The organism is Inquilinus ginsengisoli (assembly GCF_031453975.1).
GTDB lineage: Bacteria > Pseudomonadota > Alphaproteobacteria > DSM-16000 > Inquilinaceae > Inquilinus > Inquilinus ginsengisoli_A.
On sequence record NZ_JAVDPW010000004.1, the window covers coordinates 586,415 to 612,076 of the forward strand.

A 25,662-nucleotide genomic window follows, 5' to 3' on the forward strand; every position below is an offset into this window, starting at 1 on the left:
TCAGTTGAGGGTGAAGGAGACGCCGATGCCGGCGCCCCAGTCACCATCGCTCTCGACGGCCCGGGCGTTCACGCGGACCCAACCGGTCTCGGCGGTGTAGCCGAGGCCCAGGGCAAGGGCGCCCTGGTCGTGCCACATGCCGCCGCCCATCGCGGCGCTGAGCTTGCCCGGACGAGTGTCGAACTGCAGCGACGATGCCGCGATACCGATCGCCGCCCCCTGCCAGGCCTCCCGCCGCGCCTGCTTGATCTTGCCGTTGAGCGAGTCGAAGGCGCCGTTCAGCTGATTGACGTTCACCGCATCGGTGCCGTTCACGCCCGGCGCGACATTGCCGATCGTGACCGGTGCATTCGAGTTCCCGCCCTGCAGCGTGATCCGGTTGGTGAGGTTGCCGGAGCCGTCGGTGTCGTACCTCACCGAGGCCGTCGACAGCGCCTGCAGCTGGCTCACATTCACCGCATCGGTCGCGGCTGAGCCCGCGGCGACATTGGTGACCCGCCGTTCCGACCCCGAGGAGCCGACCGAGACCTCGCCCGTGGCCACACCGGCGGTCTTCGTCCCGACCACCGGCGTGTAGGCCGCGTCGCTCAGATTGGCCGTCGTCGTCGAGTTGGCGCCGAGGGCCAGCGAGTTGGCCTTGGTCGCCTGCGCCCCGGCGCCGATCGCGATCGCGTTGTTGGCGGATGCTGACGCGCCGTTGCCCATCGAGATCGCGTTGGTGGCGCTGGCGGTCGAGGCCGGGCCGACGGCGGTGCTGTTGGTGCCGGTGGCGGAGGAGTCCGCCAGGGTCGAGTTGGCGTGGAAGTACTTGATGCCCGCCCCGCCGCTGATCGAGTTGTCGACCACGGTCGCCAGCGAATACAGCTGCGAGCCGTTGACCGCGTCGGTCGAGGTCGCCGTGATCCGCCCCGCCGCCACATTGGTGATGGTGCGCTCGGCGCCGACATCGCCGACGCTCACTGTGCTGGTGGGGTTGGCCCCGGCGAAGTTCGAGAGGTTGAAGTTGTTGAACGAGGCGCTGGAGGTGCCGACCGCGGTGGCGGTCTTCGAACCCGCGCCCAGCGCCACGTCGCCGGCATTCGCGTTCGCCGTCGCCCCGTTGCCCATCGCCACGCTGTTGGCGGTCGACGCCACGGCCGCCGGCCCGACGGCCACACTGTCGGTCCCGAGCGCCTGGCTGTCGGCCAGGGTCGAGTTGGCGTGGAAGTACTTGATGCCGCCGCCGCCGTTGATGCTGTCGAGCTGGTTGTTGATGGTCGTCAGGTTGCCGTCCACCGCGCCGAAGGCGTCATAAACCGTCTTGTAGTTGTTGCCCTGGACGATGAAGGTCGGCCCGGTGATGGTGCCGTCCGGGTTCACCGTCGAGGTGCCGCCGAGCACGTTGGTGATGCTCTGCGCCGTGCCGTGGAGCTGCGAGCCGTTGATGGCGTCGGTCGAGGTCGAGGACACCACGCCCTTGTCCACATTGTGCAGCTTGACCGGCCCGAAGCCCGCACCCACCAGCGTCAGGTCCTGGGATGGCTTGCCGCCGTTCGGGGTCGTTGGCGTGGCGGCGTCGCTGTACTGGACCGGCCCGATGCCGCCGTTGTTGATCTGGGTGCCCAGGATGTTGACCGCCGAGTTGGTGGCGAACAGCTGGCTGCCGTTGATCGCGTCGGTGGAGTCGGCCGAGAGGCGGCCAGCGGCGACATTGGTGATGGTCCGCTCCGCCCCCGGCACGCCGACGCTGACGGTGCTCGTCGGGGTCGCCCCGGCGAAGCTGTAGGCCTTGCCGGCGATCGTGGTGCCCGCGGTGGCCACCACCGCCGCAGTGGCACTGCCAGCGCCGAGGGCCACGTCGCCGGCATTCGCCCCGGCCGCCGCGCCGTGGCCGATGGCGATGCCGTCCTGCACCGAGGCCACGGCCGTCGGCCCGACCGCCACGCTGTCCGTACCGACCGCCTGGCTGTCCGCCAGGGTCGAGTTGGCGTGGAAGTATTTGATGCCGCCGCCGTTGGTGATGTTGGTCAGCTGGTTGTTGATCGTGGTCAGGTTGCCGTCCACCGCATCGAAGGCGTCGGTGACCGTGGTGTAGTCGTTGCCCTGGATGTTGTAGGTCGGCCCGGTGACGGTGCCGTCCGGGTTGACGATCGAGGTGCCGCCGAGATGGGTGGCGATGCTCTGCGACACGCCGTAAAGCTGCGAGCCGTTGATGCCCTCGGTCGAGGTCGAATTCACCGCGCCGGGCGCCAGCCCGGTGATGCCGGTGCCGTTCATGTTCAGGCCGGTGGCATCGAACACCTGCCCGCTGGTCAGGGTCAGGCTGTCCGCCGTGAGCGCCGGCGTGGTCGCCACGGTGATGTTCGTGCCGTTCCGGGTGACAGCGATGTTCTGGCCGTTCAGGAACTGCACCGTGCCGCCCGGCGCCACCTTGGTCGCCGCGTCGCCGTTGGCCTGCAGGTTCCAGCCGGCATTGGCGACATCGCCGATCGCATTGAGCTGGTTGACGTTCACCGCGTCGGTGCCGCCCGTTCCCGGCGCCACGTTGATGATCTTGGTGCTGCCGGCGTCGATCCCCGCCGTGGTCACGCTCGGGCCGCCGGTGATGGTCAGCCCGGCGCCGGTGATCGAGGTCGTGCCGCCCACCGTCACCGAGGTGAAGGACGGCGTGTCCACCACCCCGTAGGTGATCGTCGATCCGCTACGGGTCACCGTGGTGTTGCTGCCCGCCGCGAAGCTCGCCGTCCCGCCCGGCGCGATGTTCTGGCTGGTCGCCCCGCCATCCGCGCTCAGGTTCCAGCCGGCATTGGCCGTCGTCGCCAGGCCGTCGACCGCCTGGTTGGTGGCGAAGAGCTGCGACCCGTTCACCGCATCGGTCGAGGTGGCAGCGAGCCGCCCTGCCGCCACATTGGTGATGGTCCGCTCGGCGCCGACCGCGCCGACGCTGACCGTGCTGGTCGGCGTGGTGCCGGCGAAGCTGTAGCTCGTGCCGGCGATGGTCGCGCCGGCCGTGCCGACTGCCGCCGCGGTCACCGAGCCGGAGCCCAGCGCCACGTCGCCGGCGTTGCCGGCCGTCGCCGCGTCGCCGAAGGCGAGCGAGCCAGCCCCGGCCGCGCTGCTGGCGTTGCCGAGAGCCACCGAGCCCTGGCCCGTCGCGGTGTTGGCGCTGCCGAGGGCGAGCGCGCCGGTGCCGCTGGCGGTGTTGTTGGCGCCGACCGCCACGGCACCGGTGCCGATGGCCGAGTTCGGGTCGCCGATCGCCACGGCGCCGTCGCCGTTCGCGGTCTGGCCTTCGCCCAGCGCCACCGCGCCGGTGCCGCCCAGCACCTGCGAATTGTGGCCGCCGGCGATCGAGCCGGTGCCGGCTGCCGCGGCGACGGTGTTGGCATCGCCGAGCGCCACGGTGGAGGCGGCGAGCGCCTGCGAACCGTTGCCGAGCGCGGTGGCGTTCGCCGCCGTCGCCGAGGCCCCGACGCCGGCCGCCACCGAATTGGTGCCGGTGGCGCCGGCGTTGTCGTAGTTCGCCCCCGGGGTGCCGCCGTCATTGACGCTGTAGTAGTGCGTCAGCTTGCCGTTCACATTCGTGATCCGGCTGGCGACATTGTCGATCGCCTGGTTGGAGGCGAAGAGCTGGCTGCCGTTCACCGCGTCGGTGGAGGTGGCCGAGAGCCGGCCCGCCGCGACGTTGGTGATGGTCCGCTCGTTGCCCGCACTGCCGACGCTGACCGTGCTGGTCGGCGTGGTTCCGGCGAAGGCGTAGCTGGTGCCGGCGATCGTCGCGCCGGCGGTGCCGACCGCGGCCGCCGTGGCCGAGCCGGCCCCCAGCGCGACATCACCCGCATTGCTGGCCGAGGCGTTGGCACCGAGCGCGGTCGCGTTCGCCGCCGTGGCGCCGGCGCCGACACCGGCCGCCACCGAATTGGTGCCGGTGGCGCCGTCATTGTCGTAGTTGGCGCCCTGGGTGCCGCCGTCGTTGACGCTGTAGTAGTGCGTCAGCTTGCCGGTGATGGTCGTGACCTCGCTGGCGACGCTGCCCACCGCCGTGTTGGTGGCGAAGAGCTGCGAGCCGTTCACCGCGTCGGTCGAGGTCGCCGCAATCCGCCCCGCCGCGACATTGGTGATGGTCCGCTCGGCGCCGACCGCGCCGACGCTGACCGTGCTGGTCGGCGTGGCGCCGGCGAAGGCGTAGGTCGTGCCGGCGATCGACGTGCTCGGCGTGGCCACCACCGCCGCGGTGGTGCTGCCGGAGCCGAGAGCGACGTCGCCGACATTGGCACCGGCGGTCGCGCCATGGCCGACCGCGACGCCGTCCTGCACCGAGGCCACCGCCACAGGTCCGGCAGCCACGCTGTCGGTGCCCGAGGCCTGGCTGTCGGCCAGGGTCGAGGTGGCATGGAAGTACTTGATGCCGCCGCCGTTGCTGATGTTGTCGACCTTGGTGTTCACCGTGTCGACCGAGGTGTTGGTGGCGAACAGCTGGCTGCCGTTCACCGCATCGGTCGAGGTCGCCGCAATCCGCCCGGCCGCCACATTGGTGATGGTCCGCTCGGCGCCGACCGCGCCGACGCTGACCGTGCTGGTCGGCGTGGCGCCGGCGAAGGCGTAGCTCGCGCCGGCGATCGTCGTGCTCGCCGTGCCGACCGCCGCAGCCGTGGTCGAGCCGGAGCCCAGCGCCACATCGCCGGCATTCGCGCCTGCCGTCGCGCCGTGGCCGACCGCCACCCCGTCCGTCACCGAGGCCACGGCCTCGGGCCCGGCGGCGGTGCTGTCCGTCCCCGTCGCCTGGCTATCGGCCAGGGTCGAGGTGGCGTGGAAGTACTTGATACCGCCGCCGTTGCTGATGTTGTCGACCTTGGTGTTCACCGCGTCGACCGAGGTGTTGGTGGCGAAGAGCTGGCTGCCGTTCACCGCATCAGTCGATGTCGCCGCAATCCGCCCCGCGGCGACATTGGTGATGGTCCGCTCCGCACCCGCCGCGCCGACGCTGACCGTGCTGGTCGGCGCCGTGCCGGCGAAGGCGTAGGTCGTGCCGGCGATCGTTGTGCTCGGCGTGGCCACCACCGCCGCGGTGGTGCTACCGGAGCCGAGAGCGACGTCGCCGACATTGACACCGGCGGTCGCGCCATGGCCGACCGCGACGCCGTCCTGCACCGAGGCCACCGCCTCGGGCCCGGCGGCGGTGCTGTCGGTCCCCGTCGCCTGGCTGTCCGCCAGGGTCGAGGTGGCGTGGAAGTACTTGATGCCGCCGCCGTTGCTGATGTTGTCGACCTTGGTGTTCACCGTGTCGACCGAGGTGTTGGTGGAGAACAGCTGGCTGCCGTTCACTGCATCGGTCGAGGTGGCGGAGATCCGCCCTGCCGCCACATTGGTGATGGTCCGCTCGGCGCCGACCGCGCCGACGCTGACCGTGCTGGTCGGGGTCGTGCCGGCGAAGTTGTAGGTCGTGCCGGCAATCGTGGTGCTGGCCGTGCCGACCGCCGTTGCGGTGGTGCTGCCGGAGCCGAGCGCGACATCGCCCGCATTCGCGGCCGCGGTGGCGCCGTGGCCGAACGCGATCGCATCGGCAGTCCCGGCGCTCGCCGTGTCGCCCAGGGCGATGGCGGACGGAGCGTTGGCGACCTTCGCCCCCCAGCCGATCGCAACGCCGTTGGTCGATGCCGCGTCGACGGCCAGCCCGGTGTTCGCCCCGATCGCGATGCTGCCGTCGGCCGCGGCCGTGACCTGGTTGCCGAGTGCGGTCGCGTTGACACCCGACGCCTGGCTCAGATAGCCCAGCGCCGTGCTCTCCAGGCCGCTCGCATTGGACTGGTAGCCGACCGCGACGCTCTGATTGCCGCCCGCGCTGGCCTCTGTGCCGGTCGCAACCGAGCTCGCCCCCGCCGCCGCAGCCCCGATGCCGGCGGCCATCGCATTGGCGCCGGTGGCGCCGTCGTTGATGTAGTTCGCCCCGTGCGTGCCGCCGTCGTTCACGCTGTAGTAGTGCGTCGGCGTGCTGGCGGCGATGGCCTCGACCGCCTGGTTGGTGGCGAAGAGCTGGCTGCCATTGATGGCGTCGGTCGAGTCGATCGCGATCCGACCGGCCGCGACATTGGTGATGGTGCGCTCGTTGCCGGCGCTGCCGACGCTGACCGTGCTGGTCGGGGTCGTGCCGGCGAAGGCATAGGTCGTACCGCCGATGGTGGTGCTGGCGGTGCCGACCGCCGCGGCGGTCACCGAGCCCGTGCCCAGCGCCACCGCGCCGGCATCGCCGGCCGTGGCGCCATTGCCCAGGGCGACCGCGTCCGCAGCCGAGGCGTTGGCGAGGACGCCGACCGCCGTGGCGTGGTCCGCCGTGGCGCTGGAGGCCAGGCCGAGGGCCGTGGACCAGGTCCCGGTCGCGTTGGTGTTGCCGCCGACCGCAGTGCTGCCGGCCCCCGTGGCGGTCGAGGAACCGCCGATCGCAGTCGCTTCGAAGGAGGTGAACCCGCCCGGAAGCAGCGTGCCCGCGGCCCCGCTGGCATTCGCACCCGGGCCGATGGCGATCGGCGAGCCGTCGCCGGCCGTCACGATGGCCTTGGCGCCGGTGCCCAGGGCCATGCCCGCGCCGCTGCCGCCGCCGGTGGCCGTCGCCCCGCTGCCGAGAGCGACCGTGGTCCCGCCTGTCGCGGCGGCGTTATTGCCGACCGCCGTCGACGGGCCGCCCGACGCCACGGCCCCGATGCCGGCCGCCAGGGCACCCGCACTGGTCGCGCCGTCATTGTTGAAGTTCCCGCCCGCCGTGCCGCCATCGTTGACGCTGTAGTAGTGCGTCAGCTTGCCGTTCACATTCGTGATCTGGCTGGCGACGTCGTCGACCGCCGTGTTGGTGGCGAAGAGCTGCGAGCCGTTCACCGCGTCGGTCGAGGTCGCCGCGATCCGGCCCGCCGCGACATTGGTGATGGTCCGCTCGGCGCCCGCCGCGCCGACGCTGACCGTGCTGGTCGGGGTCGTGCCGGCGAAGGCATAGGTCGTGCCGGCGATGGTGGTGCTGGCCGTGCCGACCGCCGCCGCCGTCACCGAGCCCGTGCCCAGCGCCACGGCGCCGGCATCGCCGGCCGTGGCGCCGTTGCCCAGGGCGACCGCGTCCGCCGCCGAGGCGTTGGCGAGGACGCCGACCGCCGTGGCGTGGTCCGCCGTAGCGCTGGAGGCCAGGCCGAGGGCCGTGGACCAGGTCCCGGTCGCGTTGGTGTTGCCGCCGACCGCAGTGCTGCCGGCCCCCGTCGCGGTCGAGGAACCGCCGATCGCGGTCGCCTCGAAGGAGGTGAACCCGCCCGGAAGCACCGTGCCCGCGGCCCCGCTGGCATTCGCGCCCGGGCCGATGGCGATCGGCGAGCCGTCGCCGGCCGTCACGATGGCCTTGGCGCCGGTGCCCAGGGCCATGCCCGCGCCGCTGCCGCCGCCGGTGGCCGTCGCCCCGCTGCCGAGGGCGACCGTGGTCCCGCCCGTCGCGGCGGCGTTATTGCCGACCGCCGTCGACGGGCCGCCCGACGCCACGGCCCCGATGCCGGCCGCCAGGGCACCCGCACTGGTCGCGCCGTCATTGTTGAAGTTCCCGCCCGCCGTGCCGCCATCGTTGACGCTGTAGTAGTGCGTCAGCTTGCCGTTCACGTTCGTGATCTGGCTGGCGACGTCGTCCACCGCCGTGTTGGTGGCGAAGAGCTGCGAGCCGTTCACCGCGTCGGTCGAGGTCGCCGAGAGCCGGCCCGCCGCGACATTGGTGATGGTCCGCTCGGCGCCTGCCGCACCGACGCTGACCGTGCTGGCCGGCGCCGTGCCGGCGAAGTTGTAGGTCGTGCCGGCAATCGTGGTGCTGGCCGTGCCGACCGCCGCCGCCGTCACCGAGCCCGTGCCCAGCGCCACGTCCTTGGCGTTGGTCGCCGAGGCCGCGTCGCCGAAGGCGAGCGAGCCGGCGCCCGTAGCGCTGCTGGCGTTGCCCAGCGCGACCGAGCCCTGGCCCGTCGCGGTGTTGCCGCTGCCCAACGCCAGCGCGCCGGTGCCGTTGACGGTGTTGTTGGCGCCCATGCCGACGGCGCCGGTGCCGGTCACCGAGTTCGGGTCGCCGATCGCGACCGCCCCGTCGCCGTTGACCACCTGGCCCTGGCCGATCGCCACCGCCCCGGCGCCGCCCAGCACCTGCGAGTTGGTGCCGATCGCGACAGAACCCTGGCCGGCCGTGGCCGCCACCATGCTGGACGTGCCCAGGACCGTGCTCGTGGCGGCGAGAGCCTGGGTGTTGGTGCCGATCGAGATGGCGCCCTGGTCGCTCGCGACCGCATTGGTGCCGATCGCGGTCGCCCATTCGCTGGAGGCATTGGAGCCGACACCCAGGGCGATCGCGGCACTCGCGGTCGCGCTGGCGGCATTGCCCATGGCGATGGCGCTGTCTGCCGACGCATTGGCCAAGGCGCCGATCGCCACCGACAAAGCGCCGGAACCGGTGCTCGCATTGCCCAAGGCAATGGCCGAGTCGGCGCTTGCGTTGGTCCCGACGCCCATGGCCACGGCGTTGAGGCCGCTCGCCTGGCTGATCCGGCCGACCGCAATGCTGCTGCCGCCGGTCGCCAGCGAGCCGTCGCCGATGGCCGTGGCACTCGCGGCGGTGGCGTTGGCGCCGGGGCCGACAGCCGTGGCGAGCTCGGCGGACGCGTTGGCGAACTCGCCGACCGCCAGGCTGTTGCTGGCGCTGGCGCTGGAGTTGGCGCCCACCGCCGTGGAGCCGCTGACCCCCGAGGCCACGGCATTGGCACCAACCGCGATGCCGCTGGAGGCCGAAGCGTTGGTGTTGGTGCCGAGCGCAACGGCATCGCCGCCCGAGGCGTTCGCCTGATAGCCCTGCGCCACGGCCTGAGTGCCCGACGCCGTGGCGGCGATGCCGGCCGCCATCGCATTGGCGCCGGTCGCGCCGTCGTTGATGTAGTTCGCCCCGTGCGTGCCGCCGTCGTTCACGCTGTAGTAGTGGACGGGGTTGCTGGCGGCGATCGCCTCGACCGCCTGGTTGGTGGCGAAGAGCTGGCTGCCGTTGATCGCGTCGGTCGAGTCGATCGCGATCCGTCCGGCCGCGACATTGCTGATGGTGCGCTCATTGCCGGCGCTGCCGACGCTGACCGTGCTGGTCGGGGTGGCGCCGGCGAAGGCGTAGGTGGTGCCGCCGATCACCGTGCTGGCGGTGCCGACCGGAGCCGCCGTCACCGAGCCCGTGCCCAGCGCCACCGCGCCGGCATCGCCGGCCGTGGCGCCATTGCCCAGGGCGAGCGCGTTGTCGGCGCTCGCCGCCGCGAAGCCGCCCAGCGCGATCGACTTCGCTCCGGTTGCCCCCGCGCCATGGCCCAGTGCGATGGCCTGTTCCGCCGAGGCGACCGCCGAATTGCCGGCCGCCAGGGTGAAGTCGCCGCTGGCTTGCGTATTGTTGCCGACCGCGACCGCCAGGCTGCCGGCGGACCGGGAGAGGAACCCGACCGACACCGACTGCGCGCCGGCGGCATTGGCCTGGGCGCCCAGCGCCGAAGCCCGGTCACCGGAAGCGATCGCGGAGACGCCGACCGCGGTGGTGTCCACCCCCGTCGCCGAGGCCGCGATGCCCGCCGCCAGCGCATTGGCGCCGGTGGCGCCGTCGTTGTTGAAGTTCGCGCCCGCTGTGCCGCCGTCATTGACGCTGTAGTAGTGCGTCAGCTTGCCGTTCACGTTCGTGATCTGGCTGGCGACGTCGTCCACCGCCGTGTTGGTGGCGAAGAGCTGCGAGCCGTTCACCGCGTCGGTCGAGGTCGCCGAGAGCCGGCCGGCCGCGACATTGGTGATGGTCCGCTCGGCGCCTGCCGCACCGACGCTGACCGTGCTGGCCGGCGCCGTGCCGGCGAAGTTGTAGGTCGTGCCGGCGATGGTGGTGCTGGCCGTGCCGACCGCAGCCGCGGTCACCGAGCCGGAGCCCAGCGCCACGTCCTTGGCGTTGACCGCCGAAGCCGCGTCGCCGAAGGCGAGCGAGCCGGCGCCGGCCGCACTGCTGGCGTTGCCCAGCGCGACCGAGCCCTGGCCCGTCGCGGTGTTGCCGCTGCCGAGCCCGATCGCGCCGGTGCCGTTGACGGTGTTGTTGGCGCCCATGCCGACGGCGCCGGTGCCGGTCACCGAGTTCGGGTCGCCGATCGCGACCGCCCCGTCGCCGCTGACGACCTGGCCTTCGCCGATCGCCACGGCGCCGGTGCCGCCGTTCACCGTCGAATTGTGGCCGATCGCCACCGAGCCGGGGCCGGCCGCCGCCGCCACCGTGTTGGTGTCGCCCAGCGCCACGGTCGAGGCGGCCAGCGCCTGCGAAGCGTTGCCGATAGCCGTGGCATTGGTGGCTGAAGCGGTGGCCGCGTTGCCGACCGCGATAGAGTTCTCCGCCGAGGCGTTGGCGTGCAGGCCGACCGCCGTCGACGCCACTCCCGTCGCGATGGATTGGAAGCCGGCCGCGGTCGCGAAATTGGCGGCGGCGAGACTGCCGGCGCCGAGGGCCGTGGCCTGCTGGGCACCCGCATTGGCATTCTGGCCGAAGGCCGTCGCCCAATCGCCATTGGCCTGCGCGGCCGCGCCGACCGCGGTCGTGAAGGATCCGGTCGCGTTGGCATTCGGGCCGACCGCGATCGCGCCGCCCGACGGCCCCGTGGCAACGGCGCTGGTCCCGACGGCGATGCTGTCCGCTGCCGATGCGGTGGCCGCGTTGCCCACCGCGATCGCGTTCTGGGCCGAGGCGTTGGCGTGCAGGCCGGTCGCCGTGGACGCCACCCCCGTCGCGATGGCCTGGAAGCCGGTCGCGGTCGCGAATTGGGCGTTGGCGAGACTGCCGGCGCCGAGGGCGGTGGCCTGCTGGACTGCCGCATTGGCGTTCTGGCCGAGGGCCGTCGCCCAGTCTCCGGTCGCCAGCGCAGTCGTGCCGATCGCGGTCGAGTAGGCTCCGGTTGCCGAAGCCCCGGGGCCGGCCGCGATGGAATCGAGCCCGGTCGCGCCGTTGTTGGTGTAGTTCGGCTTCTGAACCCCGCCGTCGTTCACACTGTAATAGTGCAGTGGTGTGCTGGCGGCGATGGCCGAGATCGCCTGGTTGGTGGCGAAGAGCTGGCTGCCGTTGATGGCGTCGGTCGAGTCGATCGCGATCCGCCCCGCCGCGACATTGGTGATGGTCCGCTCCGCACCCGCCGCACCGACGCTGACCGTGCTGGTCGGGGCCGCCCCGGCGAAGTTGTAGGTGGTGCCACCGATCACCGTGCTGGCCGTGCCGACCGCCACCGCGGTCACCGAGCCCGAACCCAGCGCCACGTCCTTGGCATTCACCGCCGAAGCCGCGTCGCCGAGGGCGAGCGAGCCGGCGCCCGCCGCGCCGCTGGCGTTGCCCAGCGCGACCGAGCCTTGGCCCGTCGCGGTGTTGCCGTTGCCGATCCCGACCGCGCCGGTGCCGTTGACGGTGTTGTTGGCGCCCATGCCGACCGCGCCGGTGCCGCTGACGGTGTTCGGGTCGCCGATCGCGACCGCGCCGTTGCCGGTGACGGTCTGGCCCTCGCCGATCGCCACCGCGCCCGTGCCGCCGTTCACCGCCGAGTTGTGGCCGATCGCCACCGAGCCGGGGCCGGCCGCCGCCGCCACCGTGTTGGTGTCGCCCAGCGCCACCGTCGAGGCGGCCAGCGCCTGCGAGGCGTTGCCGATCGCAGTGGCGTTGGTCGCCGTGGCGTTGGCCGTCGTGCCCAGGGCAATGGCGCCGTCTGCCGACGCATTGGCCACTGCGCCGATTGCCACCGAGCCGGCGCCGGAACCGGCGCTTGCATTGCCCAGGGCGATGGCGGAGTCGGCGCTTGCGCTGGCCGTTGTGCCGATGGCGGTGGAATTCAGGCCTGAGGCGTTGGCCGAAACTCCCCCGGCGAACGCGTTGGTTGCCACCGTCGTGGCGCCGACACCGATCGCCGTGGAATTCGGTCCCACGGCATTGGCGAAGGAGCCCACGCCGATGGAGCCGAGTCCGGTGGCTCTGGCCGAAGTGCCGACCGCGACCGCATTGACGTCGCTTGCGACCGTGAGGGAGCCTAGCGCCGTCGAGTTCATGCCCGACGCCGTGGCCGCCACACCGGCCGCCATGGCGTTGGCGCCGCTTGCGCCGTCGTTTAGATAGTTCGCCTGCTGGGTGGCGCTGTTGACGCTGTAGTAGTGGAGCGGCGTGCTGGCGGCGATGGCCGAGATCGACTGGTTGGTGGCGAAGAGCTGGCTGCCGTTGATCGCGTCGGTCGAGGTCGCGGAGATCCGCCCCGCCGCCACATTGGTGATGGTCCGCTCCGCCCCCGCCGCACCGACACTGACCGTGCTGGTCGGGGCCGCCCCGGCGAAGTTGTAGGTGGTGCCACCGATCACGGTGCTGGGCGTGGCGACCGCCGCCGCCGTCACCGAGCCCGAACCCAGCGCCACGTCCTTGGCATTCACCGCCGAAGCCGCGTCGCCGAGGGCGAGCGAGCCGGCGCCCGCCGCGCCGCTGGCGTTGCCCAGCGCGACCGAGCCTTGGCCCGTCGCGGTGTTGCCGTTGCCGATCCCGACCGCGCCGGTGCCGTTGACGGTGTTGTTGGCGCCCATGCCGACCGCGCCGGTGCCGCTGACGGTGTTCGGGTCGCCGATCGCGACCGCGCCGTTGCCGGTGACGGTCTGGCCCTCGCCGATCGCCACCGCGCCCGTGCCGCCGTTCACCGCCGAGTTGTGGCCGATCGCCACCGAGCCGGGGCCGGCCGCCGCCGCCACCGTGTTGGTGTCGCCCAGCGCCACGCTCGAGGCCGCCAGCGCCTGCGAGCCGTTGCCGACCGCGCTGGCGTTCGCGGCCGTCGCATCAGTGCCAAATCCCAACGCGACGGCGCGGGTGGCGCTCGCTGTCGAGGCGTTGCCGAGAGCCACAGCGGCGTCGGCCGTGGCTTGGGCACCCGAGCCCGCCGCGACCGAGCCGATTCCGCTCGACACGGCCGCGTTGCCCACGCCGATCGAGAAGGCGCCTGTCGCGTTGACGAGCGGGCCGATCGCGATGGCGGCCGTAGCCGCGGCATTGGCGCTCACGCCGATGGCGATCGTACGAACGTCGGTCGCCTTCGAGGTGCGGCCCATGGCGAGCGAATCCTGGGCAGAGGCCGTCACATCGGTGCCGATGCCGATGGCGCTCTCCGCCGTGGCGCCCGATCCCGCGGCGGTGCGCGCGCCGAGATAGATCGAGTTCACGGCGGAAGAGATCGACTGCCAGCCGATCGCGATCGAGCTGTTGTTGCTCGAATTGGCCGACAGGCCCATGGCCACCGAGAAGAGGCCGCTGGCCTTGGTCAAAGACCCGACCGCAACGGAATTCTGGGCGGTCGCTTGCGCCGCATTTCCCAGCGCCGTCGCCTGAATGGCGTTGGCGAGGGCGCCCGGGCCGAAGGCCGACGCGCTGCCGGCGCTGGCCGTGGCGCTGGCGCCAGCGGCGATCGAATTGCCGCCGCTGGCGACCGAAGCGATGCCCAACGCCGTCGCATTCCCGCCGCTTGCGGTGGAGGTATTTCCGAAGGCGGCTGCGCCGCCGGCGCTTGCCGTGGAGTTGACACCGATCGCCGTCGCCCCGTCCGCGAAGGCGTGGGCTGCCCCGCCGAGGGCGAGGGCGTTGGTGCCGACCGCGTTCGAGAAGACGCCGATGGCGATCGCGTTGAGGCCGTTGGTGCTGTTGGTATAGCCGATCGAGATCGAACCATCGCCGGTGGCGGTGGTGCTGGTGCCCAACGCTATGGAGTGGCCGCCAACCGCCGTGGCGGTGTTGCCCACGGCGGTCGAGCCGGCGGGGGCGGTGCTGCCGGGGCCCAGGATGGCCTGCGCGAAGGCCTGGGTCGGCAGCTGCGCCACCAGCGTCGCCAGCGAAATGGCGGCATAGAGCCCCCTGGCCCGGCGTAGGACGGCCAGCATGCTGCCCGGCGCCGCCGCAGTGCCGGATGCGGCGATGCTAGCGGAGCCGACCGCGCCGCCGGTGCCGAGGGCACCGAGGCCCAGCCGGTCGCGCTTCATGCCCAGCATGCGGTGCGCCTGACGCAGCGCCGCCATCAGCCGGCGGCGGAGGGAGCGGCCGCCCCCGGCGGCACCCGCGACCCAGTTGTTGGCGAATCGGGCGGTGTGATGCCGGACGGTCTTCCGGGCCGAGTAATCGTTGCCGTTCATGATGTCATCCCCCGCCGAAATGCCTGCCTGAAAAGAGCTCGCCGCCGCGGCGGATCCGGACGATGCCGTCCCGCCGCCCTGTGGAATCGAGAGTTGGATGTCCGGCCCGTCCGATGACGTGCCAGCACTGGGCCTGGCCGGGCCCGGTGTTGCCGTTTCCACATCCAGGGACCGATCATTCGATCGCGTCATCCCACTCCCTCCCCCGCAAGAAGAACCGCCAACCGCCGAGCGCGACGCCGGTCCACGCCACCCGTCCAAACGGGGCCCGGACCGCCACCCTTACCTTCGCCGCACCAGAACAGATCGAAGTAGAAACGCGCCTGTTTCCGCCAATCGGCATCCCCAGGACGGCCTTGTTTCTTCGATCTTTTCCGGCATCTGGCTTTTTGAAGAATTCATCAGGACTCTGCTGTCGTCACTCCGCTGAGCGTCCCAATAATTGGCATGGCGTCCCATTTCGGTGCGGGAAGGCCGCACCGTGGCGCGGCCGCCACAAGTCACTGCAATTTGAGGAAAATTCCCATCGGTCGGGCAGGCGCGGCATCCGCGGGCAAGGGCAGCTCAGGACGCCAGTCCCATGGATTGCTTTGTCGATACATGTTCTATAGACGCCGCCGCCGGACCGGATCTCGGCGTCCAGGTCTATCGCCGCAGTCTCGCGCTGCCGCAGATCGCTATGCTCTCGCAAGAGTGAGCGAGCAGCGGCGGCGTCGCCTCACTCTGCCGGCACGACGGCCGGGACCAGATCCGAATCGGCGGTGACCGCGGGAAGCCGCGGCATCGGTTCCGCATGTGTCCGCCTGATATCCCGGGCCCCGCGCGGGCTGTAGCCGAACTCCCGCTTGAACGCCCGCGTGAAATCCGATGCCAGCTTGAACCCGCAGCCATAGGCGATGTCCTGGATCCGCCGTCCGCTCTCGTTGCTCAAGGCGGCGTGGGCGGCGAACAGGCGGCACTGCTGGATATAGCGCGACACCCCGCCGGCCTGCTCGAACACCCGATAGAGGTTCGAGCGCGAGACGCGGAGGTCCTGCGCCACGCGCTCCGGCGTCAGCTCGGGGTTGCCGAAATGCGCCTGGATGTAGGAACGGGCGCGGTCGAACAGGACCGAGGCGACCGCTTTTTGCGCCTCTTCCAACGGGTCGCGGGATGGCCGGATGCAGGCCGCCAGCATCTCGGCCGTCGCCCGCCCCGCCTGCATCAGGTCGTCCGGCGTCATGCCGACCAGCCTCACCTCGAGGCTGCGCAGGTAGTCGACCAGAAGCGCCGCGAGGGGGCCGGTCAGGACGGCCCCAGAGGCCCTGTCGAAGCCGGCGGCAGCGGCGACGAACGCGTCCCGCGGCAGGGTGAGGCACAGCCCGGCCTGACGGGTCGCCCGACCCCGGAACGCCGCGTCCAGGGACAGCAGGAACAGGTCGCCGGGCCGGACATGGGCGTGACGGTCGGAGCTGTCGACCCACATCTCCCCTTCCGTCATCAGCATGAGGCGCCAGCAGCCGATCGGCGCCCGGCGCGGCCCAGGCGCCGAAGGACCCGGGGCATGGCTGAAGGAGAAGGCGTCCGCACGCCCGGAAGCCACCCCGATGCCGCCCAGGCTGCAGATCATGAATTCGGCGAGGAAGCCGTCCGCAGGCGTCGTCCCGGTCGGGAGCCCGACATCCATGAACGGGGCGACATGGGAGCGCCAGGCCTCGAATTGCTCCTCCGGCGCATAGGCCGCCGTGGAGATCCCGCGCGGGGCCGCCGGCCTCCGATCGCCGAAGCCCGCCGGCGCCGTCGGCAGCGGCTGCCACGGCATGAGATCGCGATAGGGGTGGAGCTGAATTCGTTCCTGCCACTCTTGCGACACGGAAGATCCCCCGAGAACCGAGCAATTCATGGAAACGCAGGAATCCTGCTGTGGACTTCGACGGCCGCTCAGGCGACCGCTTCGGCCAGATCGGCGGCGGGCACCGGCGGCGACACCGCCGGCTCTCCCTCGCGCTGCAGCAGGTTGTGGAACCGCTGCAGCGAGAACAGCTGCAGGGTGATACGGGCGAGATGGCCGCTGCGGTGCAGGGCCAGGACCGTCTCGGCGTCGAGCTCCGCCAGCCGCGTCTCGTTCACCCGCCACATGCCGGTCAGCGAGAACGGCTCTGCCCCCGCCCGCGTCACATTGGCGGTGAAGGTCTCGAGCAGGTCCAGCTCCACCAGCCGCGCGGTGAAGGCGCGGGCGGCAGCCAGATCCGCCTCATAGGCCGCGAGGAAGCCTTCGATCGCGGTCCAGCGCGGCGTCGGCTGGCCGTCATCGAGGAACAGCCGAACCGCGCCCTCCGCCGGCCCTTCCGAGACGTGGTCGGCGTCAACGCAGACCAGCAGGTCGGGGTCCGGCTTGTCGTCCCGCACCACCGACGCCATGCAGAAGGGATAGCGCCGGACATAGGCGGGAGGGTACGCCGCCGGGTCCCATCCGCCGTCGCCGCCGAAGCTGTTGCGGTTCCGGGACAGGCCCATCACGGCGACCACATTGTACTGGTCGGCCGCCGGATCGTGCACGAAGACGATCGGATAGTGCCAGGCGGCCGACACGATCTCGTCATAGGCCAGCGGCACGATCTGCGACTGGCTCACGAAGGGCGGCAATTGCCCCGGCCCGAGCAGGCGGACATGGTCGGACCGATCCAGGAGCTTCAGGGCGCCGTAGCCGAACGGCGGGCTGATTTCGGGCATCGGGACTTCCTCATTCCCTAAGGGGTGGCGACAAGGGATGACGTGCGGCGGACGGGACGTCAGCCCTGGGGAGCACGGCGCTCCTTCAGGGCTTTGCCCGGGACTTCAGGACATCGGACGCAGGCCGATGCCTCGGGGTGACGCCGGCACGACCATCGGATGGTGTCGATCGAAGCCCTCGCCGCGGCGGGCCCTCCCTCTCTCCTCAAATGCCCGGCGGAAGGGCGGAAGAACCCGCGGCCCCGTGCTTTTCGACATTGCGCTACGCCTCTCCCAAACGCCGCGCCGCACGGCCTGGCAATGGAACGCTGAATGGGATTTCATGCCTGACATACTGGGTCATGTGGCAAGATTCCGCCTCCCGCCCTGTGCGGCTCTTTTCCCAATTCAAGCAATTCACCTCGCGACCAGCGCAACTCCGCGCGCCTTCTGGGGCTGCAAGCCCTTGGCCGATGTCCGGCCCTTGCCGAATGCGGCTGATGCGGCATGTGGCTCGACCGCGGACACCAGGCGGCCGGCAGGGCTGCGACCGAGCCATCGCCATCAGCAATTATACTACAATTTTATATGAATAGATTTTGCCATAACTGCACGATTTGAGACATGGAATAGCAGGCGACGCCGGGGATAAAACAGAAATGGCAACAGGCGAAATGCTATCAGCACTCCTATCGGCCCCAAGTTTCTGGAATTCTTGGCAGCGCCGCGTTCGCTGTCACGCGGCACTAGGAGGCCGGCACCCGAGTCGACGGGGCCCACCCGCGGCCGGAGGCCGGCCTTCTCTTTCCACGCCACATCGCCGCGGCGGACAGTTGATCCTGGAGACCTTCCCTACCGCGAGCGGGGGACGGTGCCGAAGCGGCGCTTGTAGTTGCGATAGAAGGTAGACGAGTTCGAGAAGCCGTAGTCGACGATCACGCTCGCCACCTTCTGTCTGCCGGTCTCGAGTTCCCGCCGCGCCGCCTCCAGCCGTGCCGTCATGATCGTCTCATGCAGCGAGGCGGCATTGTCGTAGAAGATGCTGTAGAGCTTGCGCTTCGAGATGCCGAACTCGCGCGCGAGCATATCGGCGCCAAGCGACGGATTCTTCACGGTCTGGACGATGAAGGCCCTGATACTCCGATACAGCCCGCGGTCACCGGCGGGGCCCTCGGTTTCGATCTGCGCCATATAGTCCCGGATCGCGGCGGCGATGTAGTCGAAGATCGGGATATCGCGCTGGCACGGCCCGATGTCGCCCCCTGCCGGCTCGACAAGCCTGGCCTGGCCGACGATGTACTCCGCCAACGGGAGGCTCGTCATCACGGCATAGCCCGGCGCCTTTGCCAAGGCTGGCGGCTTGGTCTTGCCCAGCTGGAGCCAGTCCACCACGCACCCGCCGGCGTCTTCCTGCGACAATGCCAAGCTGAATGCGAGATCGCCGTCGATGACGACGACGGATTTCGGCGGCAGCAGCCGCTTCTCCTCTCCTGTCGCCAGAATGGCGGGGCCATGGAGGACGATGACCAGGAAGTGCCCTCCCATGCTCGCGGACAGGCCGCCGGGGCGCGTGAGCACGCCTGGACTGATCCGCAGGTGCACGGCGCCGCTGCAGTCGATGAGACTGAACCGGGCCGCGGCATGGAACCCCCTGCCGTCCGGCTGGAAGCCAGCGCCCAGGACGGGCTCGCAGACCTGCTGGGCGAAGGCTCCCGCATCCGCATAGAAGATCGAGCCGGAGATGGAGCTGTCTTGCTTGGTGACGATGGGGGATGCGGGCTGGCGCATCGGTCTGTTCCATCCGGGTCGTTGAAGAGGGGCGCGCCCAGGCCGGCACTGTCGCCTACACACCCGGACGTCTGTTGGCCTGCAGCGGCTGGCAGAGGGAACGATACCACCCACGTGCGGCAATCGATTGCCAGAGAATAGCGGACGTCGATCGGGTAGCAAGCTTAATCTTCGGACATATTGATCGCGGATTTCTGCTGAATTGCGTCGTTCTGGATCGGTGACGCATTGTTGCGAGAGACAGGACAATCAGGCCCGGGTGAGCATGGATGGATAAGCATGCGCAGGCGGCGGACAAGGCATGGCATTCCAGTCCGCGCATGACTGATGTCGCAAAACTGGCCGGCGTCGCGACATCGACGGTCAGCCGCGCCCTCGCCAATCCCGGCAGGGTCAACGAGGAAACGCGCCGTCGGATTGCAGCCGCGGCCGAGCAGCTGGGCTACATCCCCAACACCGCCGCCCGAAACCTGCGGGTGGGCAGGTCCACCATTGTCCTGGCTGCCCTGCCGGGGCCCAGCATGATCTTCGGCGCGTCCCAGATCATCCCTGCGGTGCTGCAGGGGCTTGCCTCGACCGTGGCGGAAGGCGGATTCGACCTCATATTCTCCAATCGCAACTCCCCGGCCGCCGCGAGGCATGTTGTCGACCTGGCCTTCGGCGGGACGGTCCGCGGCGTGGTCGTCCTGGGCGCCGCGGACCTGCCGGCATATGGGAGCCGGTCTCTCGCCGACGCGGGCATCCCGGTGGTCTCGCTGCTCACGGACCGCAGCGCGGCCGGCATACCGAGCGTGGTCACCAATGATCGGGCAGCCATGCGCGAAGGTGTTCTCCACCTGATCGCGCTCGACCATCGATCCTTCTTCTACATCGCTGGCGAGTCGGGCAATTACCACGAGGTCGAGCGCTTCTCCGGCCTCCTGGACGCCCTGGCGGTGGTCGGACTGTCCGACCGGGCCGTCATTCGCCATGGCGGGCATCTCGGGTTCAACGAAGGCTTTCAGAACGGCGTCGAAGCCGCGCACGCCTATCTGGCGCTGGCGCTGGCACGCCGCCCGACTGCAGCCGTCTGCTGCGCGGACGATGCCGCGATCTCCTTCATCGGGACGGTCCGATCGAACGGCGTGGCCGTACCGGAGGATGTATCCATCATCGGCTTCGACGGAGCCGCGGTCGGAGCGTTCTGCGTTCCGCCCCTGACCACGCTGGAGCAGCCGGCGGAAGACCTCGGCGCCCAGGCCGCGCGGATCATGCTTGATCTTCTCGGCGGCGCCGCTATGCCAGCCCCCAAGACCACCGTGCCGAGCCGGCTTCTTCTCCGCGCCAGCACCGCCACGCCCAGCGGGCGCAGCGAGAGATAGATCACAGCGCCCGTTGCCGCTATCCCGACCGCGGCGTCCGGCCGAATTGCCGCTTGTAGTTGCGGTAGAAGGTCGAGGCGTTGGAAAAGCCGTGATCCAGGATCACGCTGGTGACCTTCTCCCCTCCGGCCTCGATTGCCCGATGTGCGGCCTCCAGCCGTTCGGTCATGATCATTTCGTGCAGCGAGGCACCGTTGCTGCTGATGACGCTGTATAGCTTCCGCTTCGAAATCCCGAACCGGCGGGCGATCAGATCCGCCCCCAGCGACGGGTGCTTCACATTGTCCGCTATGAACGGCCGTATCCTGCGGAACAGCTCCAGCCTGTCATTTCCGCCGAGACCCTCCCGGGCAATGTAATCCTCGAGCGCTCGTCCGATGTAGTCGAAGACCGGGATCCTCTCGGCGAGCGGGTCATCCGGGCTCAGGCCCTTGACGGCAAGCCTCGCGTGATTGGACACGTACTGCGCCAGCATGCTGCTGCCGAGGACAACGCAGCCCGCCGCCCCGCGCAGCCGTGATGGGCCCGGGGCCGCGATGTGCAGCCAGTCCACGACATGCCTCTCCTCCGTCGCCTCGCCCAACAGCAACTCGAATCCGAGATTGCCGTCGATGGCGACGACCGTGCCGGCGGTGAGGGCCCATTGCCGCTCGCCTGCGACCAGAAGTCCCGCGCTCCAAGCCACGAGCACGAGATAGTGGTCTCCATAGCGGGCACAGAGACCAGCCGGACGGCGGATTGCGCTCGGCCCGGAGCGGATGTGAATGGCCCGGTTGGCGCCGGCAAAGACGAAGCGAAGGATGGCGGGGGCAAATTCCCCCGACAGGGACTCGAGCCGGGAGTCGAGGAGCGGCTGACACAGACGCTGATAGTGCTCATCCGCGCCGGCACAGAGGATGGATCCACGGACAGAGCTATCTCGCATCTCTCACATTGCGGGGTGTTGCTCGCGGGAGGGTATGGTCGCCCTGCCCCCGTGCCGGGATTGGACCTCAGGATCGAGATGCATCCGTCCCCATGCCGGGCGGCAGTGCGTGCCCGAACCAGAGATGGGCTGGATTGCGTGGCTGGATCTCGGGCCGGCGATGCATTCGTCGTCGCCCGCACTCCATAGAAGGACGCCGTTGCCCCCTGAGTTGCCGCTGTCGCCCCGGAGTTACTTTCCTGCCACCAAACAGCTGCCTCACAACCCCACTCTATCCCCCAACCGGGTGAATAACTAATCGGAGTTCATTTAAATCACAAACTATTTTTCGACAGGCATTTGCGAGAATTAATGCCGATATTTTAGGCGATGAAAGAGCACAAATGTATAGCGTAGAGCGCTACAGCGCTTCCATCACGTCGAGCGCTAAGCCTTTATGAGTTCGCCTGCCTTGGCTTTGCGGAACGGACGACCGCGGAACCGTGCCTGACCCCCAGGGGGCCGAAGAGACGTCCTCTCGCGACACAAAACACACGACCCCGCGGCTCCGGCCATGCCGAATCTCATGCCAAAGGATGAGCGACTCGCATCGCCGCGGGAGCGGGACGGAGCGAGGTGCCTCCGGGCCACGGACCACCGGATGGGCCGCCCAAAGGGCGTGGATGCAGATCCTCCGATGCAGGTCCCTCCCTGCTCTGCACGAGACGGCAATGCCCTGCATAATATGGCAATACATCTGCGCGAGACGCGACCCCGAGGCCCGCGAAGGCCGCAAGCAACCCCAGTATACGGATGGTGGCGCTGGTCTCGGCCCTTCCTTCTCCTCTTCCGCCGCCCTGAACTGTCGCGACCACCGGGGGTGACACTTGCCATGCGGGCGCCCTCGGCTCTCCCGCCATCCTGGTGACGAAAGAAGATGCTCATGCCTGATCGCGGCGGCGGACGCGTCACCACATCCGGTTCGATGCTGTACGAAGGTGGGGTCGACTACTTCCGGTCGCAGTTCTGCAAGCCCCTGCTGCATGCGGATTTCGTGCCGACGACCGATGCGCCATTCAAGATGACGGCCAAGCTCGGCATCGTCGATGACGACTACCGCTCGCTCCGGCTGCAGTGCACACCCGGCATTCTCCGACGCCGCAACGGATCGCGCCCGGCGCCGCCCCACTGTCTCATCATCACTGCCGAGAGCAATTGCGCGCTCCTCATCCAAGAACAGAGCATCCGGTTGAAGCCGGGCACCGCCGTCGTCATCGACGGCAGCTGCGAGTTCGATCTGATCCTGGAGAGAGATTCCGAGCAGCGCTGCCTGGTGGATTGGCTCCATATCGCCCAGGGCACCTCGACCCTCTTTCCTCAGATCGAAGCCAGCGCGATGGTCAATAGCGAAGCCATCACGACCTATATCAGGTTTCACAACGATCTGACGATCAACGGCCACGGCCCAGATCTCGCCGGCATCTCGCAGCCTCCATCCTTCGATCATCTGATCGAAATCATCCGCGAATACCTGCTTCGGACGGCTCTGCCGATGCAGCACGACAGCGACAGCCAGTTCTATGAGCAGATCAAGCTGTACATCAACGAGCAGCTGCGCAGCCGAGAGCTCTCACCGCACTTCATCGCGCAGCATTTCGACATCTCGGTCCGCAAGCTGTACGCCCTCTTCGAGCGCATGGGCATCTCCCTGCGCGAAACCATCACCGGCCTGCGGCTGGAGGCAGCCCGTCGCGACCTCGAATCCGGCACGAAGAAGGTGGCGACGATCCTCCTCGAACATGGCTTCGGCAATCCGTCGACGTTCTACAGGCTCTACAAGAAACACTTCGGCCAGGCGCCGCGGTCCGGGCGCGCGAAAGCCGCGAAAGGAAGCGAACGCTAGGCATCGACGGGGCGCCTCGATCCGCTGTGTTCCGGCGTCGTCGCCCAGCTCCGCGAGCGACAAGCTCACCGGATCAGCTCGACGAGATGGTCTCCGCCAACGGGTGACGGCCGCTATAGGGAACGATGGTCTCCTGTCGAGGGATCACGCTGTTCGCGACGGCGGCGCGGCAGGCTCGATTGAAACCGTTCGGCCTCATCCCGACGCATTCGGTCCCGCCTAAGCCCAGAGCAGGGCAACCGTCACGAACAGCGGCAGCCAGAAGAAGCTGGCCAAGCATAACGCCGTCAGAATCGGCCCCCAGCTCATGACCCGATCAGGCGGGAGGCCATCCTGGTCGGCATCCTGCCGCTCGCCGAGCGATCGGCGAATGAGGGCGATCTCGTCCGCAGCATCCAGCGGCCAATGGGCATCGGTCTCGGCCAGGAACAACTCCGCCACCGTGGTGATGTCCGTCCCGCCGATCCACCACCTGGCCTGCCGGATGCTGCCGTCCCTTGCCCACTCGACAACGGCAGGGCCATTGGTACGGTGCCGCTGGTGGTCCCGATACCAGTGCTCCTGGCGGCTGCCGTCCCGGCGATAGCGGACATATGCGGGACCATCGACCCTGTGGGCTTTATCTCCGTTGAACCACAGCTCCGACTTCATCGTGCCGTCAGGATGATAGAATGCGAGGCTGGCCTGGCCACTCAGCCCGAAGTCGGATCGGGTGTGCGGCCTGAAATCTTCCTGCTGCTGAAGCGCCACAGTCGACATCGCACTCAAGCGCGGGAAGCGAACGACATTGTCGCCTGCGATCGCCTCACTCGGCCGATCCAGAATGTTCTCGCATTCTTTTTCCATGATCTTCCCGCGATCCAGAAAGGCTGAAGGACAATTCTGTTCATTCAGAACCTGCGGGGGCAAAGGGGACGACGTCCGAAATTCTGCAGATTGTCTCATACTCCGTGCATCGGAATGCTTGCCGGCATCGTCGCTGCGGATTCGTCAGGACGCGGCAAGAGATCCCGCTCAACCCGCCTGGCACTCGGGAGGAGCGCAGAGACCATGGCGCCTGCCCGAGGAAGGTGGATGGCGCGCGGGAGAAAGGCGCAATCTTGGGCATCGCGCCACCGCAGATCCGGGCGTTTACGCCGCCCGTGCGGGATCGCCCGGCATCGGTCATTCACGATGAGGTTTCCCGGCCCGGCGATGACAGCCACGGCCACCTGGACGAGGCATCGGCAATCTCGCCCAAATTTACTTTTAATTCCCTTGGCGTGACTGCCGCAATAATAGGCAGGAAACAGTTGCGATGATAATAGCATTGATTTCGATAAAACTCCAAATCCCGCCTTCTCTTTTATCTTATTATGATAAAATTGGATGCACTTTTTGAGATAAGTATTATTTTTACTCTTAAAACTCCGATCACTTAAATAATACCAGACAAGAAAAACGGATAACTCTGCTCACACGGATCAATTTCCAATAACTATAGAATGTTTCTTATGACAATCAGGAATTTATCTATAATTCCACTATGTATTTTAGACCTAACATGAATCGATTGAAGAAATATGCGTTCTATGAATCAGACCCGGAAACCACTGGAAAAATAGATCACGACCTGAATGGGGACCCGATCATGGCGACAGCTTCAATTCACAGGCCGTTGACGATCTTTGATACGAGCTTGCGCGACGGCGAGCAGGCTCCCGGAAACGCCATGTCGCTACAGCAGAAGCTGCGCATCGCGCACGAACTGGAAGCGCTGGGGGTGAACACGATCGAGGCAGGCTTCCCGGCGGCTTCGGACCATGACTTCGCCGCCGTGCGCGCCGTCGCGGATGAAGTGCAGCAGACGAAGATTTGCGCCTTCGCCCGCGCCAGCCATTCCGATATCGAGCGTGCGGCCAAGGCCCTGGAGAATGCAAAGGCGGCGCAGATCGAAATCCTCGGCGTCGCGTCCGAGATACACCTCCTCCACAAGCGCCAGATCACGTACCAGCAGGCGCTCGATGAGATCGCGAGCGCCGTACAGTTCGCCCGGCGAATCGGCTTCGACGACATCTGCGTCGCCCCCGAGGATGCGACCCGGGCGGATCCGGGCTTTCTCGGCTCGATGTGCGAGGTCGCCACCCAGGCCGGCGCGACGATGATCCTGATTCCCGACACCGTCGGCTGCCTCCTGCCCGGCCGGGTGCCGGCCCTGATCGACACCGTGCGGGCGCATGTGCCGCCGGAGGTCAGGCTGGCCATGCATGCCCATGACGATCTCGGCCTGGCCGTCGCCAACACCCTCGCGGCCATCGAAGCGGGGATCGACGAGATCCAGGTGACCCTCTGCGGCATCGGCGAGCGCGCCGGGAATTGCGCCCTGGAAGAGGTCGTCGCCGCCTTGACGGCCCATCCGACGCATTTCAACCGATCGACGACCATCGACGCCCGCCGGCTCTATGCCGCCTGCCGGCTTCTGATCGAGAGCCTCGACCTGCCGATGGGGCGCGGCAAAGCCATCATCGGCGAGAACGCTTTCGCCACCGCCGCGGGAATTCATCAGGCCGCCATCATCCGGAACCCCCAGACCTATGAGTTCCTGGAGCCGGACATGTTCGGCGCCGAGCGCCGGATGGTGATCAGCCGCCACTCCGGCCGGCATGCGCTCAAGGCGAAGATCGAGGCGTTCGGCCTGTCGCCGACGCCCGGCCTCATCGAATCGATCTATCGGGAGCTGACGGCGTCGGAAGAGCCGGTGTGCAGCGACAGCAAGCTGCGCTCCCTGGTCTTGCAGAACACGACGGAATCGGCGCTGCCGGCCTGAACAGAGGCCCTTATTCGTCGCATCACAATTCCGTGAATACGAG

At 68.8% G+C, this 25,662-nt stretch carries 9 protein-coding genes; 3 read left to right on the forward strand and 6 right to left on the reverse strand.

Going from position 1 to position 25,662, the window contains the following annotated elements; genetic code table 11:
- The 4 genes from E9232_RS14305 to E9232_RS14320 all read right to left on the reverse strand — a co-directional run bounded on the left by E9232_RS14305 (position 1) and on the right by E9232_RS14320 (position 18,645).
- Entirely contained in the window at positions 1–14,166 is a 14,166-nt protein-coding gene (locus tag E9232_RS14305; protein ID WP_309794825.1) for a hypothetical protein, read from the reverse strand.
- Positions 14,167–14,884: 718 nt separating this feature from the next.
- On the reverse strand, positions 14,885–16,018 hold the full coding sequence (locus E9232_RS14310; protein ID WP_309794826.1) for a helix-turn-helix domain-containing protein: 1,134 nt from the start codon (positions 16,016–16,018) through the stop codon (positions 14,885–14,887).
- Positions 16,019–16,086: 68 nt separating this feature from the next.
- Positions 16,087–16,878, reverse strand: a complete 792-nt coding sequence (locus E9232_RS14315; RefSeq protein WP_309794827.1) for a SapC family protein — start codon at positions 16,876–16,878, stop codon at positions 16,087–16,089.
- Between the two features lie 831 nt (positions 16,879–17,709).
- The gene (locus tag E9232_RS14320) at positions 17,710–18,645 is read right to left on the reverse strand and encodes a helix-turn-helix domain-containing protein (protein WP_309794828.1); all 936 of its coding nucleotides are present in this window, start codon (positions 18,643–18,645) and stop codon (positions 17,710–17,712) included.
- A 269-nt stretch (positions 18,646–18,914) separates the two neighbouring features.
- Between E9232_RS14320 and E9232_RS14325 the strand changes: the two genes are divergently transcribed.
- A complete protein-coding gene (locus E9232_RS14325) occupies positions 18,915–20,006 on the forward strand; it encodes a LacI family DNA-binding transcriptional regulator (RefSeq protein ID WP_309794829.1) in 1,092 nt (363 codons plus the stop codon).
- A gap of 19 nt (positions 20,007–20,025) precedes the next feature.
- On the opposite strand, the gene E9232_RS14330 is transcribed toward E9232_RS14325, so the two are convergent.
- Positions 20,026–20,931, reverse strand: coding sequence for a helix-turn-helix transcriptional regulator (locus E9232_RS14330; protein ID WP_309794830.1), 906 nt, complete (start codon positions 20,929–20,931; stop codon positions 20,026–20,028).
- Between the two features lie 922 nt (positions 20,932–21,853).
- Here E9232_RS14330 and E9232_RS14335 point away from each other — a divergent pair.
- Positions 21,854–22,813: a helix-turn-helix transcriptional regulator gene (locus E9232_RS14335; protein ID WP_309794831.1), complete on the forward strand. Its 960-nt coding sequence runs from the start codon at positions 21,854–21,856 to the stop codon at positions 22,811–22,813.
- 219 nt (positions 22,814–23,032) lie between these two features.
- Here the strand turns inward: E9232_RS14335 and E9232_RS14340 are convergent, their stop codons facing one another.
- A complete protein-coding gene (locus E9232_RS14340; protein ID WP_309794832.1) occupies positions 23,033–23,659 on the reverse strand; it encodes a hypothetical protein in 627 nt (208 codons plus the stop codon).
- Positions 23,660–24,356: 697 nt separating this feature from the next.
- Between E9232_RS14340 and E9232_RS14345 the strand changes: the two genes are divergently transcribed.
- On the forward strand, positions 24,357–25,619 hold the full coding sequence (locus E9232_RS14345; protein ID WP_309794833.1) for a LeuA family protein: 1,263 nt from the start codon (positions 24,357–24,359) through the stop codon (positions 25,617–25,619).
- The last annotated feature ends 43 nt before the right edge of the window (positions 25,620–25,662 follow it).

Excerpts from the sequence above, each read along its gene's own strand:
- E9232_RS14340 (WP_309794832.1), bottom strand. The coding sequence starts at position 23,659 with ATGGAAAAAGAATGCGAGAACATTCTGGATCGGCCGAGTGAGGCGATC.
- E9232_RS14315 (WP_309794827.1), bottom strand. The coding sequence starts at position 16,878 with ATGCCCGAAATCAGCCCGCCGTTCGGCTACGGCGCCCTGAAGCTCCTG.
- E9232_RS14325 (WP_309794829.1), top strand. The coding sequence starts at position 18,915 with ATGGATAAGCATGCGCAGGCGGCGGACAAGGCATGGCATTCCAGTCCG.
- E9232_RS14320 (WP_309794828.1), bottom strand. The coding sequence starts at position 18,645 with ATGCGCCAGCCCGCATCCCCCATCGTCACCAAGCAAGACAGCTCCATC.
- E9232_RS14305 (WP_309794825.1), bottom strand. The coding sequence starts at position 14,166 with ATGAACGGCAACGATTACTCGGCCCGGAAGACCGTCCGGCATCACACC.
- E9232_RS14330 (WP_309794830.1), bottom strand. The coding sequence starts at position 20,931 with ATGCGAGATAGCTCTGTCCGTGGATCCATCCTCTGTGCCGGCGCGGAT.
- E9232_RS14335 (WP_309794831.1), top strand. The coding sequence starts at position 21,854 with ATGCCTGATCGCGGCGGCGGACGCGTCACCACATCCGGTTCGATGCTG.
- E9232_RS14345 (WP_309794833.1), top strand. The coding sequence starts at position 24,357 with ATGAATCGATTGAAGAAATATGCGTTCTATGAATCAGACCCGGAAACC.